Origin of the sequence: Cupriavidus pauculus, assembly GCF_002858765.1 — a bacterium.
Lineage (GTDB): Bacteria > Pseudomonadota > Gammaproteobacteria > Burkholderiales > Burkholderiaceae > Cupriavidus > Cupriavidus pauculus_B.
In genome coordinates this window covers 477,649-490,255 of record NZ_PJRP01000003.1, presented here as the reverse complement: position 1 = coordinate 490,255, position 12,607 = coordinate 477,649, and the positions used below count along the sequence as shown (strand labels likewise).

The 12,607-nt window shown below is 65.3% G+C and carries 13 protein-coding genes; 11 read left to right on the top strand and 2 right to left on the bottom strand.

From position 1 onward, the window contains the following. Window positions 1–84: 84 nt before the first annotated feature. From motA to CYJ10_RS10710, 10 genes are all read left to right on the top strand, one after another. The gene (gene motA, locus CYJ10_RS10755) at window positions 85–948 is read left to right on the top strand and encodes a flagellar motor stator protein MotA (RefSeq protein ID WP_049815961.1); all 864 of its coding nucleotides are present in this window, start codon (window positions 85–87) and stop codon (window positions 946–948) included. A 13-nt stretch (window positions 949–961) separates the two neighbouring features. Then, a complete protein-coding gene (motB, locus tag CYJ10_RS10750) occupies window positions 962–1,945 on the top strand; it encodes a flagellar motor protein MotB (RefSeq protein ID WP_101681456.1) in 984 nt (327 codons plus the stop codon). Between the two features lie 65 nt (window positions 1,946–2,010). After that, complete coding sequence (gene cheA / locus CYJ10_RS10745; protein ID WP_101681455.1) at window positions 2,011–4,041, top strand: chemotaxis protein CheA; 2,031 nt, start codon at window positions 2,011–2,013, stop codon at window positions 4,039–4,041. A gap of 21 nt (window positions 4,042–4,062) precedes the next feature. Continuing rightward, window positions 4,063–4,557 carry a chemotaxis protein CheW gene (locus CYJ10_RS10740; RefSeq protein WP_101681454.1) on the top strand — a complete coding sequence of 165 codons (495 nt, stop codon included), beginning with the start codon at window positions 4,063–4,065 and terminating at the stop codon, window positions 4,555–4,557. A 66-nt stretch (window positions 4,558–4,623) separates the two neighbouring features. Continuing rightward, on the top strand, window positions 4,624–5,535 hold the full coding sequence (locus tag CYJ10_RS10735) for a CheR family methyltransferase (protein WP_101681453.1): 912 nt from the start codon (window positions 4,624–4,626) through the stop codon (window positions 5,533–5,535). Beyond that, window positions 5,532–6,194, top strand: a complete 663-nt coding sequence (cheD, locus tag CYJ10_RS10730) for a chemoreceptor glutamine deamidase CheD (RefSeq protein WP_374703251.1) — start codon at window positions 5,532–5,534, stop codon at window positions 6,192–6,194. The genes CYJ10_RS10735 and cheD overlap by 4 nt, the downstream gene beginning before the upstream one ends. A 23-nt stretch (window positions 6,195–6,217) precedes the next feature. Further along, window positions 6,218–7,291, top strand: coding sequence for a protein-glutamate methylesterase/protein-glutamine glutaminase (locus tag CYJ10_RS10725; RefSeq protein WP_092598853.1), 1,074 nt, complete (start codon window positions 6,218–6,220; stop codon window positions 7,289–7,291). Window positions 7,292–7,373: 82 nt separating this feature from the next. Then, window positions 7,374–7,760: a chemotaxis response regulator CheY gene (gene cheY, locus CYJ10_RS10720; protein WP_092140832.1), complete on the top strand. Its 387-nt coding sequence runs from the start codon at window positions 7,374–7,376 to the stop codon at window positions 7,758–7,760. Between the two features lie 15 nt (window positions 7,761–7,775). Further along, window positions 7,776–8,414 (top strand): protein phosphatase CheZ, encoded by a 639-nt coding sequence (gene cheZ, locus CYJ10_RS10715; protein ID WP_101681451.1) that lies wholly within the window; start codon window positions 7,776–7,778, stop codon window positions 8,412–8,414. A 149-nt stretch (window positions 8,415–8,563) separates the two neighbouring features. Continuing rightward, window positions 8,564–9,922: a M20/M25/M40 family metallo-hydrolase gene (locus CYJ10_RS10710; RefSeq protein ID WP_101681450.1), complete on the top strand. Its 1,359-nt coding sequence runs from the start codon at window positions 8,564–8,566 to the stop codon at window positions 9,920–9,922. Here CYJ10_RS10710 and CYJ10_RS10705 read toward each other — a convergent pair. Together CYJ10_RS10705 and maiA are read right to left on the bottom strand one after the other, a co-directional pair. Further along, the gene (locus tag CYJ10_RS10705) at window positions 9,912–10,862 is read right to left on the bottom strand and encodes an ABC transporter substrate-binding protein (RefSeq protein ID WP_101681449.1); all 951 of its coding nucleotides are present in this window, start codon (window positions 10,860–10,862) and stop codon (window positions 9,912–9,914) included. The genes CYJ10_RS10710 and CYJ10_RS10705 overlap by 11 nt on opposite strands. Window positions 10,863–11,009: 147 nt before the next feature. Next, on the bottom strand, window positions 11,010–11,648 hold the full coding sequence (gene maiA, locus CYJ10_RS10700; protein ID WP_101681448.1) for a maleylacetoacetate isomerase: 639 nt from the start codon (window positions 11,646–11,648) through the stop codon (window positions 11,010–11,012). 232 nt (window positions 11,649–11,880) lie between these two features. On the opposite strand from maiA, the gene CYJ10_RS10695 reads away from it, so the two are divergent. Further along, window positions 11,881–12,591 (top strand): YceH family protein, encoded by a 711-nt coding sequence (locus CYJ10_RS10695; RefSeq protein WP_101681447.1) that lies wholly within the window; start codon window positions 11,881–11,883, stop codon window positions 12,589–12,591. Window positions 12,592–12,607: the final 16 nt, after the last annotated feature.

Below are 12,607 nucleotides of genomic sequence, written 5' to 3'. Positions count from 1 at the left end.
GGCAACGGCGGGCGGTGACGCCGCTCGTCTGCGCCGGATGCCCAGTGCGTGCCTGACGCGTGTTTTTCAGACGGGGATCCGATCGTGCTAGTAGTTATTGGCTATGTCGTCGTAGTCGTGGCGGTGTTGGGCGGTTACGCCCTCACCGGCGGACATATGGGCGCGCTTTATCAACCGGCGGAGCTCATCATCATCGGCGGTGCCGCCGTCGGCGCATTCATCAGCTCCAACAGCGGCAAGGCCATCAAGGCCACGATGAAGGCTATGCCTTCGCTGCTGCAGGGCTCCAAGTACAAGAAGGAACTGTACCTGGACGTGATGGCGCTGCTGTACGTGCTGCTGTCCAAGGCACGCCGCGAGGGCATCCTGTTCCTCGAAAAGGAAATTGCCGATCCCGCATCGAGCAGTGTCTTCAGTCAGTACCCGCGCATCCTGGCCGACGCCAAGATGATGGAGTTCCTGACCGACTACCTGCGCATGATGGTCAACGGCAACATGAACGCCTTCGAGATCGAAGCGCTCATGGACCACGAAATCGAAACGTTCCGCCACGAGGCCGAGATTCCCGCCCATGCGCTGTCGCGTGTCGGCGACGGCCTGCCCGCCTTCGGTATCGTGGCCGCGGTGATGGGTGTGGTGCATGCACTGGCCTCGGCCGACCTGCCGCCGGCGGAACTGGGCGCCCTGATCGCCCACGCCATGGTCGGTACGTTCCTGGGCATTCTGCTGGCCTACGGCTTTGTGTCGCCGCTGGCGTCGCGTGTCGAGCACCAGGTGTCCGAGAGCATCAAGATGTACGAGTGCATCAAGGTCACGCTGCTGGCATCGCTCAACGGTTATGCGCCGCTGGTGGCGGTGGAATTCGGCCGCAAGGTGCTGTACTCCACGGTACGTCCGTCGTTCCTCGAGCTCGACGACCACGTCCGTGAAGTCAAAAGCCTGACGTGACGGGAGAGCAGCCATGAGCAGCGCCCAGGACCTGCGTCCGATCGTCATCAAGAAGTCGAAGTCGCACGCCAAGCCGCACGGCAACCACAGCTGGAAGATCGCCTACGCCGACTTCATGACGGCCATGATGGCGCTGTTCCTGGTGCTGTGGCTGCTGAGTTCGTCTTCCCCCAAAACGCTCGTCGGCGTGGCCGAGTACTTCAAGACGCCGTTGAAGGTGGCCATGGCCGGTGGCGACAAGAGCAGCCTGTCGAAGAGCGTCATCCCCGGCGGCGGCAAGGACCCGATGGCCAAGGACGGCGAGGTCATGAAGGCCCTGACCAACGATCCGTCCGACGCCCAGCGTCGCCGCGACCAGATGGACAGCGAGCGCCTGCGCGCGCTGAAGGGCCGTCTGGAACAGATCATCGAAAACAATCCGACGCTGCGCCAGTTCCGCCCCCAGCTGCTGCTGGACATCACCAGTGAGGGGCTGCGCATCCAGATCCTGGATACGAAGAACCGGCCGATGTTCCGTACCGGCAGCGCGGCGGTGGAGCCGTACATGCGAGCGATCCTGCGCGAGATCGGCCCGGTGCTCAACGAGATGCCGAACAAGGTCAGCCTGTCGGGCCATACCGACTCGGCCACCTACATGATGGGCGAGCGCGCATACAGCAACTGGGAACTGTCGGCAGACCGCGCCAACGCGTCGCGTCAGGAACTGATCGCCGGCGGCATGCAGGACGGCAAGGTGCTGCGCGTACTGGGCCTGGCGGACACCATGCCGCTGGAAAAGAACGACGCGCTGGCGCCGACCAACCGCCGCATCAGCATCGTGGTGCTCAACAAGCGTGCGCAAGCCCAGTTCGAGGCCGAGAACGCCAGTGCGGCAGACGTATCGGTGCAGGCGCAGAAGGGGCGCATGGCCGAGGAAATTCAGTCGCAGGTGCCGTCGCAGGCGGAAGCCGCTTCGGCGCCCGCGGCAACGCCGGCCAACGCGCCCACGGGCAGGTAGGAACGAGGACGCGCCGCCGCGGTGGGTGGCGCGTCTTCCCAGAAATCTAGCGAGCCAGGACGATCATGTCTGTCGATATCGATATCACGCAGTTTTACCAGACCTTCTTTGAAGAGGCAGAGGAACTGCTCGTAGAAATGGAGCAGCTGCTGCTCGAGGTGGACATCGAGTCCCCCGATGCCGAAGCACTCAACGCGATCTTTCGTGCCGCGCATTCGATCAAGGGCGGTGCCGCCACGTTCGGCTTCACGGCCCTGACCGAGACCACGCACATCTTTGAGAACCTGCTCGACCGTACTCGTCGGCGGGAACTGGCCCTCACGCGGGTCATCATCGACACCTTTCTGGAAACTAAGGACGTGTTGCAAGACCAGCTCAATGCCTATCGCAACGGCACCGAACCCGATCCGGAAACGTTCAAGCGTATCTGCGCCGTCCTGCAGCAACTGGCCCAGGAAGCTGGCGGCGATGCGGCCCACGTTCCGGCCCCCGCACCCGCGCCCGTGGCGGCCCCCGCACCGGCCGCCGCACCGGCTGGCGGCAACCTGAAGGTCCGCCTGATCAAGGTATCGGCCGGGGACCAGGCGCTGCTGCGCGAGGAACTGGCCAACCTGGGTGAAATCACCGGCCAGGAAGAGGCGGACGGCGACCTGACCATCTGGCTGAACAGCCCGTGCGGTACCGACGACATCATTGCGGTCTGCTGCTTCGTGATCGACGAGAAGCAGATCGTCGTGGAAGCGGTGGCCGCCGGCGAAGCGCCGGCCGCCGCCGCGCCCGCGCCGGCGCCTGCACCCGTCGCTGCGCCGGCCCCGGTCGCCGCAGCACCCGCCGCTGCCCCGGCAGCGAAGGACAAGGAAAAAGAGAAGGCCAAGCCTGCGGCGGCCGCTGCCGCGCATGCTCCGGATTCGGGTTCGATCCGTGTGCCGACTGAGAAGGTTGACCAGATCATCAACCTGGTGGGCGAACTGGTCATCACGCAATCGATGCTGGCGCAGACCGCGTCGTCGCTCGACCCCGTGCTGTTCGACCGCCTGTTCTCCGGCATGGGCCAGCTCGAACGCAACGCGCGCGACCTGCAGGAAGCGGTGATGTCGATCCGCATGATGCCGATGGACTACGTGTTCTCGCGCTTCCCGCGCCTGGTGCGCGATCTGGCCAGCAAGCTGAACAAGCAGATCGACCTGGTCACGTTCGGCAAGGCGACCGAACTCGACAAGAGCTTGATCGAACGCATCATCGACCCGCTGACGCACCTGGTGCGCAACAGCCTGGACCACGGCATCGAAACGCCCGAGAAACGCGTGGCGGCCGGCAAGGAGCCGACAGGCCAGCTGATCCTGTCGGCGCAACACGCTGGCGGCAACATCGTCATCGAAGTGAGCGACGACGGTGGTGGCTTGAACCGCGACCGCATCCTGTCCAAGGCCTTGCAGAATAACCTGCCGGGCGTATCCGAAAGCATGCCCGACGACGAAGTCTGGCAGCTGATCTTCGCGCCGGGCTTCTCCACCGCCGAAGTGGTGACCGACGTGTCGGGCCGCGGTGTCGGCATGGACGTGGTCAAGCGGAACATCCAGGAAATGGGCGGGCATGTCGAGATCAGCTCGCGCCAGGGCCTGGGTACTACCACCCGTATCGTGCTGCCGCTGACGCTGGCCATCCTGGACGGCATGTCGGTGCGCACCGGCGAAGAGACGTTCATCCTGCCGCTGAACTGCGTGATGGAGTCGCTGCAGCCGAAGGCCGACGATGTGCACACGGCCGCCAACGGCGAGCGTGTGATGAACGTGCGTGGCGAGTATCTGCCGCTGCTGGAACTGCACAAGGTCTTCAACGTGGCCAATGCGGTGCAGGAGCCCACGCAGGGCATCGCCGTAATCCTGGCCGCCGAAGGCAAGCGCTTCGCGCTGCTGGTGGACCAGCTGATTGGCCAGCACCAGGTGGTACTGAAAAACCTGGAAACCAACTACCGCAAGGTGCCGTGCATTTCGGCCGCGACGATCCTGGGCGACGGCAGCGTCGCGCTGATCGTGGACGTGGCCGCGCTGCAGCGCACCGGCGTGCGCCGCCAGGACATGGCGGTTGCACTGTAATCGACAGCAAGGAGAACAGACATGGCCGGCATCGGACACATCGATACCCAGGGCAGCGAAGCCTCTGGCCAGGAATACCTGGTCTTCACGCTGGGCACCGAGGAATATGGTATCGACATCCTCAAGGTGCAGGAGATCCGCAGCTACGAGACGGTAACCCGCATCGCTAACGCGCCAGACTTCATCAAGGGCGTGACGAACCTGCGCGGCGTGATCGTGCCGATCGTGGACCTGCGCCTCAAGTTCAACCTGGCCAACGTGCGCTATGACCACCAGACCGTGGTGATCATCCTGAACGTGGCGGGACGCGTGCTCGGCATCGTCGTCGACGGCGTGTCGGACGTGCTGACGCTGACCGGTGACGACATCAAGGCAGCGCCGGAATTCGGCGTGTCGGTATCCAACGAACACCTGACCGGCCTCGGTTCGGTGGACGGCCGGATGCTGATCCTGATCGACATCGAGCGCATGATGACCAGCGCCGAGATGGAACTGATCGAAGCCGAGCTCGCCTGAGCGCGCGCCGGATCGCCCCCAAACGCTTGTACCGCCGACTATCGGCAACCCTGACGAAATACACTCATGACGCCGCTCCGTTCTTCCTCCAGCGCCATCGGGAAGCCAGGCGCGGCCGCCAGCCCGGCAGCACCGGTGCTGGCGCCCTTGCGCGACGACATGCGTGACTTCCTGCTGACCGAGCGCGACTTCGAGAAGGTGCGCGCGCTGATTCACAAGCGCGCCGGCATCTCGCTGGGCAGCCACAAGCGAGAGATGGTGTACAGCCGTCTGGCGCGACGGCTGCGCTCGCTGCAGCTGAGCGACTTCGGCACGTACCTGGAACTGCTTGAATCGGACGACCGGTCTGACGAGTGGGAATACTTCACCAACGCGCTGACGACCAACCTCACGTCGTTCTTCCGTGAGGCGCATCACTTCCCGTTGCTGGCCGAGCATGCCAAGAAGATAGGCCGGCCCTACAGCGTCTGGTGCGCGGCGGCGTCGACTGGCGAGGAGCCGTACTCGATCGCCATCACGCTGGCCGAGGCGCTGGGCGACCGTGCCGGCACCGTGCTGGCCACCGATATCGACACGCAGGTCCTGACCAAAGCCCGCGCCGGCGTCTATACGACCGAGCAGGTGGCCCGACTGCAGCAGGAGCAGCTCAAGCGCTTCTTCCTGAAGGGCACCGGCGCGCGTGCAGGCTCGGTCAAGGTCAAGCCAGACCTGGCATCGACCATCTCGTTTGAGCCGCTGAACCTGCTGGCGCCCGACTGGGGTATTCGCGACAAGTTCGATGCGATCTTCTGCCGCAACGTGATGATCTATTTCGACAAGCCGACCCAGGGCCGCATCCTGGAGCGGTTTGCACCGTTGCTCAAGCCGAACGGCCTGCTGTTTGCCGGCCATTCGGAGAACTTCTCGTATGTCACGCGCGCGTTCCAGCTGCGCGGGCAGACCGTGTATGAACTGGCGGGCAAGGGCGGAGGTGCATGATGCGCGGCACCCCCCAGATGCCCGAGGCCATTGCCACGCGAAAGTACTTCGATCGCGAGTTCGGCAAGCAGGCCATCAAGCTGCTGCCCAACGAGTACTACGTGACCGGTGACGACGTGGTGCTGACCACGGTGCTGGGATCGTGCGTGGCCGCTTGCATCCGCGACGAAGTGGCCGGCGTGGGCGGCATGAACCATTTCATGCTGCCCGACGACGAGAACGCCGGCCCCGACCGCATGCTGTCGGCGTCGATGCGCTACGGCTGCTACGCGCTGGAGGTGCTGATCAATGAACTGCTGAAGATGGGCGCTCGGCGCGAGCGCCTGGAAGCCAAGGTATTTGGCGGCGGCGCGGTACTGGCGAACATGACGACCCTCAATATTGGGGACCGGAATGCCGATTTCGTACTGAAGTACCTGCGCACCGAAGAGATACGGGTGGCCGCGCAGGACTTGCGCGGGCCGCACGCGCGACGCGTCAGCTATTTTCCTGGCACGGGTCTGGCGCTGGTGCGCCGGCTGACCCGCCAGGACGATACCGTTGGCGTGGAGCGCGACGAGCGTGCCCTGGCACGCGTGCTTTCCACATCCACAAAGGCGCCTGACCGTGGTGCCGTGGCTTTGTTTACGCGGCAGGCATCGGCCAAGTCGCCGACCTGAAAACTGAAGACGTAGAGACGAACATGACCGCCGCGAAGATCAAGGTGCTGTGCGTGGATGATTCCGCGCTGATTCGCAGCCTGATGACGGAGATCATCAACAGCCAGCCGGACATGGAGGTGGTAGGTACCGCCCCCGACCCGCTGGTGGCGCGTGACATGATCAAGCGCCTGAACCCGGACGTGCTGACGCTGGACGTGGAAATGCCACGGATGGACGGGCTCGATTTTCTGGAACGCCTGATGCGCCTGCGGCCGATGCCGGTACTGATGGTGTCCTCGCTGACCGAGCGCGGGTCCGAAATCACGATGCGCGCGCTGGAACTGGGCGCGGTCGATTTCGTGACCAAGCCCAAGCTCGGCATCCGCGAGGGGCTGATCGAATACACCGATACCATCGCCGACAAGCTGCGCGCGGCATCCCGTGCGCGCGTGCGCGCCCGGTCCGAGGCCGCCGCGGGCAGCGCCCCGGCCGCACCGATGCTGCGTGCGCCGCTGCTGTCGACCGAAAAACTGATCATCGTCGGCGCATCGACCGGTGGCACCGAGGCCATCAAGGAATTCCTGATGCCGCTGCCGCCCGATTCGCCGGCCGTCATGATCGTGCAGCACATGCCCGCCGGCTTCACGAAGTCGTTCGCGCAGCGCCTGAACGGCTTGTGCCGCATCACGGTCAAGGAAGCGGAGCACGGCGAGCGCGTGCTGCCCGGCTACGCGTACATCGCGCCGGGCGATTCCCATCTGCTGCTGGCGCGCAGCGGTGCCAACTACGTGGCGCACCTGTCGCAGGAAGCGCCGGTGAACCGGCATCGCCCGTCGGTGGACGTGCTGTTCGATTCCGCCGCGATCCACGGCGGCAAGAACGTGACCGGCGTGATCCTGACCGGCATGGGCAAGGATGGCGCCCGCGGCATGCTGCGCATGCGCGAGGCCGGATCGTACAACCTGGCGCAGGACGAACAGTCCTGCATCGTGTTTGGCATGCCGAAGGAAGCTATCGCCACCGGCGGCGTGCATGAAGTGGTGCCCCTGAACCAGATGAGCCAGCGCGTGATGGCGCACCTGGCCACGTTTGGCGCACGGGCGCAGCGCGTGTAGTCCTGGATCTCGCGCGCGAGAGGGCAGATCAGCAACATCAACCGGATGGCCCAGTCATCCGCAACCGTTTTGGAGCCGTATAGTGGACAAGAACATCAAGATCCTCGTGGTCGATGACTTCCCGACCATGCGTCGGATCATTCGCAACCTGCTCAAGGAGCTGGGGTTCACCAACGTCGAGGAAGCCGAAGACGGCGCCGCCGGCCTGGATAAAGTCAAGGACGGCAGCTTCCAGTTCGTGGTGTCGGACTGGAACATGCCGAACATGGATGGCCTGACCATGCTGCAGTCGATCCGTGCGATTCCCGAGATCGCCAAGACGCCGGTGCTGATGGTGACGGCCGAGGCCAAGAAGGAGAACATCATTGCCGCCGCGCAAGCTGGTGCCAATGGCTACGTGGTCAAGCCCTTCACCGCCGCGACGCTCGACGAAAAGATCACCAAGATCTTCGAGAAGCTGGGTCAATAAAAAGAGGTACGCGACATGTCGACGACTCCGACTTTCAGCCAAGAATCGGCCGAGCAGATCATCCATCGCATCGGCAACCTGACGCGAATGCTGCGCGACAACATGCGGGAGCTGGGGCTCGACAAGGAAATCGAGAAGGCCGCCCTGGCCATTCCCGATGCACGCGACCGCCTGAGCTACATCGCCGCCATGACCGAGCAGGCGGCCGAGCGTACGCTCACCGCCGTCGAACTAGCACAGCCGCTGCAGGAAGATCTGGAAAGCAAGGCCACCGCGCTGGACAAACGTTGGGACGAGTGGTTCGCGCAACCGGTGGAGCTGGGCGATGCCCGCGCACTGGTGCTGGACACGCGTGAATTTCTGACCGAAGTTCCGCAGAAGGCCAAGACCACCGGCAGCCACCTGCTCGAAATCATGATGGCCCAGGACTTCCAGGACCTGACCGGCCAGGTGATCAAGAAGATGATGGACATGATCCGCACCCTGGAGCAGGAACTGCTGCAGGTGCTGATCGACAACGTGCCGGCCGACCGGCGCGTCGAGGCGCCCCCCTCCTCGCTCCTGAACGGTCCGCAGATCAACCCCGAAGGCAAGACCGACGTGGTGTCGGACCAGTCGCAGGTGGACGACCTGCTGGCCAGCCTGGGCTTCTAGGCCCGGCAAACGGGACGACCGGCAGGATTGCCGGCCGTCCCGGGCCTGTTGCGGGAATGCGCCGTACGCGCGCATTCCGTCACATGGCGGCGCATTCGCTGGCACAATCGTGGGCAACCACGGTTTCCTACTGCCAGAGGATCGCCCCCATGCATGCTCGCCGTACCGTTGTTGCAGTTTCCGTCGCCGCCGCCGTTTCCGTATTCGCCGGCATCGCCCAAGGTCAGACGCTGACCGTCCCGCAGGTCTCTCCCAACGTTGACAGTGCCTATGCCCGGCTAGAAGCCGCGCCGCTTTACCAAAAGCTGATGGCCGACGTGCGTGCCGACGACGCGCGGGCGCTGACGGAGCTCAAGACGATGACCGAAATCCCGGCGCCGCCGTTCAAGGAAAAGGCGCGGGCCGAGTATTTCGTGTCGCGGCTCAAGGCCCTGGGCCTGGCCGATGCCCATATCGATGCCGAAGGGAATGCCATCGGCATCCGCAAGGGCACCGGCAACGGTCCCCGGCTGCTGATTTCCGCCCACCTCGATACCGTTTTTCCGGAAGGCACGGACGTCACGGTGAAGTCGCGCGACGGCAAGCTCTATGCCCCGGGCATCGGCGACGATACGCGTGGGTTAGCCGTGCTGCTGTCGTGGCTCAAGGTGCTCAACGAAAACAAGGTGCGTACGGTTGGCGACCTCGTGTTCGTCGGGAACGTCGGCGAAGAGGAACTGGGCAATCTGCGCGGCATGAAGGCGGTGTTCCGCGAACATCCCGATATCGATGGCATGGTCGGTATTGAGCCCGGCACCGGCGAACGCGTGCTGACGCAGGGCACCGGCAGCCATCGCTATGAAGTCACGTTCAAGGGCCCGGGCGGACACAGCTTCGGGGCCTTCGGCCTGCCCAGCGCGATTCACGCGATGGGTCGCGCGATCGGCAAGATTGGTGACGTGAAAACGCCCGCTGACCCCAAGACCACGTTCACGGTGGGCACCGTTGGCGGTGGCACCTCGGTGAACGCGATTGCCGGCGACGCCCGCATGGCCATCGACATCCGCTCGAACGGCACGCCGTCGCTGCTGGAAACCGAGAAGCACATCATGGATGCCATTGCCGCCGGCGTGGCGGACGAGAACGCCCGCTGGACGCCGGCGAAGGGGCAGGAAATTACCTACCAAGCGCGCATGATCGGCGACCGGCCCGCGGGCATCACGCCCACCGATTCGGTGATCGTGCAGTCGGCCGTGCGCGTCATCAGGGCCCACAGCAAAGAAGCGCCTTCGCTGCGCGGCGGCAGCACCGACGCCAACGTGCCGATGGCGCTGGGCATTCCGGCCATCATCATCGGCAGCGGCGGCAAGTCGGGTGGATCGCATTCGCGTGACGAGTGGTTCGACCCCACCAATGCCTATGAGGGTGCCCAATGGGGCCTGACCACGGTACTGGGCCTGGTTGGCGTGGACGGCGTCGGCGACCCGCTGCTGGCCAAGCGGCCCGCCAGGCCGGCGGCTACGCGCTGAGCGCGAAGCCGCGATCGAACGTGATGGCCACGTCCAGCCGCTGCTTGAGCAGCCCCGCCTTCAGGTAGAAGTCGGCGGTCTGCTGCTGGATGGCCACCAGTTCTGCATCGATGGGCTGCCACTGGGTGCGGCGGCGCTCGAACTGCAGGCGCGCCGCCTCGGGCGGAATGCCGATGATGCGCGCCAGCGTGGTCGAGAACTCGGGAACGTGCTGGTAGGACCAGACCTGCGCGCGCACCACGCGCTGCAGGAAGTCGGCCAGCACGGCCCGCTTGCTGGCCAGCGCGGTGTCGGTGGCCGCCAGATAGCTCAAGCCAGACCACAACCCCCTTCCGCTCACCAGCACACGCGCGTGGCCGCTGGTCTCGGCCATGGCCGTGTACGGCTCCCACGTCGACCACGCGTCGACCGAGCCGTTGGTCAGCGCCAGCTTGGCGTCAGCAGGTGGCAGGAATCGGAAATCGGCTTCCTCTGGCTTCAGCCCGGCCGATGCCAGCGCCTTGAGCGCGACGAAATGGCCGATCGATCCACGATTGGTGCCGATGCGTTTGCCCTTGAGGTCAGCCGCGCTCTTCAGCGGCGAATCGGGGCGCACCAGCACGGCGGTGCCGTAGGGGTCGGAGCGGTTGGCGCCGATCAGCCGGATGCGTGTACCGGCGGCCAGCGCGAAGATGGCTGGCGCGTCGCCGATGGGCCCGCTGTCGACGGCGCCCGCATTGAGCGCTTCGGCCAGCGGTGCGGCGGCCGGGAATTCGGTCCACTGGATGTCATAGGCCAGCCCCTTGAGCGCGTCGGCTGACTCCAGCAGGGCGCGCAAGCCGCCTTTCTGGTCGCCGGCCTTCAATACCTGGCGAGGTTGGGCCTGCGCGAGCCTGGGCAGCAGGGTAGTCAAGGCGCCGGCGCTGGCGGCGTGCAGAAACTGGCGGCGGGTGCTGGACATGCGTGCGTACGAAAGGAGTGGCGGAAAGCCAGACCGTACGCTTGCCCGCCGCGCGGGCCAACGAATGTTTTCGCGGTTTCTTATGCTGCCGCACGGCGGCGATGGTCGGGCCGCCATGCCGGGCCGCCGCCCGCCATATCGGGGCGGCTACGTGCGCGGTGCTGGTGCGTTCTGCGCGAACGCCGGAATGTCGTGCAAGCGTGCCACGATTTCCGCGATGTTCGGCCAGCGCTGCGCCACGTCGAAGCCCATGCGCGCCGCGCTGATGACTTGCGGGAACAGGTAGATGTCGGCAATCGTCGGGACATTGCCCACCACATAGGGGCCCGTGCGACGCGCGGCCAGTCGGTCTTCGACGGCGGTCAGGCCGACATCGACCCAGTGGCGTACCCACGCGGTGATGCCGTCGGCATCCATGCCCGGAATCTGGGATAGCCGGGCCGCCACGCGCGGAGGCAGCAGCGCATGGATCTCGCTGGCGATGGCCAGCGCAACGGCGCGTGCGAATGCGCGGTCTTCGGGGTCGGCGGGCAGCAGCGGCGGTGTGCGAAACCGTTCATCCAGGTATTCGATGATCGCCAGCGATTGCGTGATCAGCTCGCCGGCGTCGGTCTCTAGGGCCGGCACCAGGCCCTGCGGGTTGATCGCGCGGTAAGCGGCCTGGCGCGACTGGGCGGCGTCGCCGAAGATCGTGACGGGCTGGACGTCGACGGCCAGTCCTTTGACGGCCAGCGCGATCCGCACGCGCGATGTGGCCGATGAAACCTCGTTGGCATACAGCTTCATGATGATCCTCCAGGGATGCCGGTTTTTGAAACGGGACGTTGGCTGCAGCGTGACTGCCGGGCGTATCGGCGTTGTGTCACCGGGTGCGCGCCCGGTATGCGTGTGTCTCGGCGCGCCGGGCTGATACATTGCGACACAAAGCCCGGTGCGGGCGGACGGTTGCATCGCCGCCGCCCTTGCGCTTCAATGGGCGCCTCGGCCCTCCGGGCCCGCCAACCTGCCGATGTCATCCATGGACCAAACCCCCGATACCCCCTCGCGCCCCGCCTTGCGCACCCTCACGCCGCTGGAGGCACGCGTGGTGGCCGTATTGCTGGAAAAGCAATACACCGTACCCGACACCTACCCGCTGTCGCTGAACGCGCTGGCGTCCGGCTGCAACCAGAAGACCGCGCGCTCGCCCGTGATGAGCGTGACCGAGGACGAGATCCTGACCGCGATCGACGGCCTGAAGTCGTTGAGCCTGGTGTTCGAGGGCAGCAGCAGCCGCGTGCCGCGCTTCGAACAGAACCTGGGCAAGGTGCTGGGCGTGCCAAGCCAGTCGGCCGCGCTGCTGTCCACGCTGATGCTGCGCGGTCCGCAGACGGCGGCCGAACTGCGGTTGAATTCGGCCCGGCTGCACGCCTTTGCGGATATTTCGTCGGTCGAGGCGTTCCTGGATGAACTGGCCGAGCGCTCGCCGGTGCTGGTGGTGAAGCTGCCCCGCGCGCCCGGCGAACGCGAACATCGCTGGATGCACCTGCTCTGCGGTGAAGTGGCCATGCCAGAGTTCGCTGCGCCGTCGTCGCGCGGTGGCGGCGAGGCGACGCCATCGCCTTCCGAGCTTGAAGCGCTGCGCATCAGCCATCGCGCACTCGAAGAGAAAGTGACGCGACTGCAGGCGCTGGTGGTGGAGATGGCCGGGCAACTCGGCATCGAGATCGAGCCCGGCAGGCTCGAGTGAGACGAATCTGAAACGC

What these genes read in the sequence shown, in the direction of transcription:
- motB (WP_101681456.1), top strand. Translation starts at nt 962, where the DNA reads ATGAGCAGCGCCCAGGACCTGCGTCCGATCGTCATCAAGAAGTCGAAG.
- cheA (WP_101681455.1), top strand. Translation starts at nt 2,011, where the DNA reads ATGTCTGTCGATATCGATATCACGCAGTTTTACCAGACCTTCTTTGAA.
- CYJ10_RS10740 (WP_101681454.1), top strand. Translation starts at nt 4,063, where the DNA reads ATGGCCGGCATCGGACACATCGATACCCAGGGCAGCGAAGCCTCTGGC.
- CYJ10_RS10735 (WP_101681453.1), top strand. Translation starts at nt 4,624, where the DNA reads ATGACGCCGCTCCGTTCTTCCTCCAGCGCCATCGGGAAGCCAGGCGCG.
- cheD (WP_374703251.1), top strand. Translation starts at nt 5,532, where the DNA reads ATGATGCGCGGCACCCCCCAGATGCCCGAGGCCATTGCCACGCGAAAG.
- CYJ10_RS10725 (WP_092598853.1), top strand. Translation starts at nt 6,218, where the DNA reads ATGACCGCCGCGAAGATCAAGGTGCTGTGCGTGGATGATTCCGCGCTG.
- cheZ (WP_101681451.1), top strand. Translation starts at nt 7,776, where the DNA reads ATGTCGACGACTCCGACTTTCAGCCAAGAATCGGCCGAGCAGATCATC.
- CYJ10_RS10710 (WP_101681450.1), top strand. Translation starts at nt 8,564, where the DNA reads ATGCATGCTCGCCGTACCGTTGTTGCAGTTTCCGTCGCCGCCGCCGTT.
- CYJ10_RS10705 (WP_101681449.1), bottom strand. Translation starts at nt 10,862, where the DNA reads ATGTCCAGCACCCGCCGCCAGTTTCTGCACGCCGCCAGCGCCGGCGCC.
- maiA (WP_101681448.1), bottom strand. Translation starts at nt 11,648, where the DNA reads ATGAAGCTGTATGCCAACGAGGTTTCATCGGCCACATCGCGCGTGCGG.
- CYJ10_RS10695 (WP_101681447.1), top strand. Translation starts at nt 11,881, where the DNA reads ATGGACCAAACCCCCGATACCCCCTCGCGCCCCGCCTTGCGCACCCTC.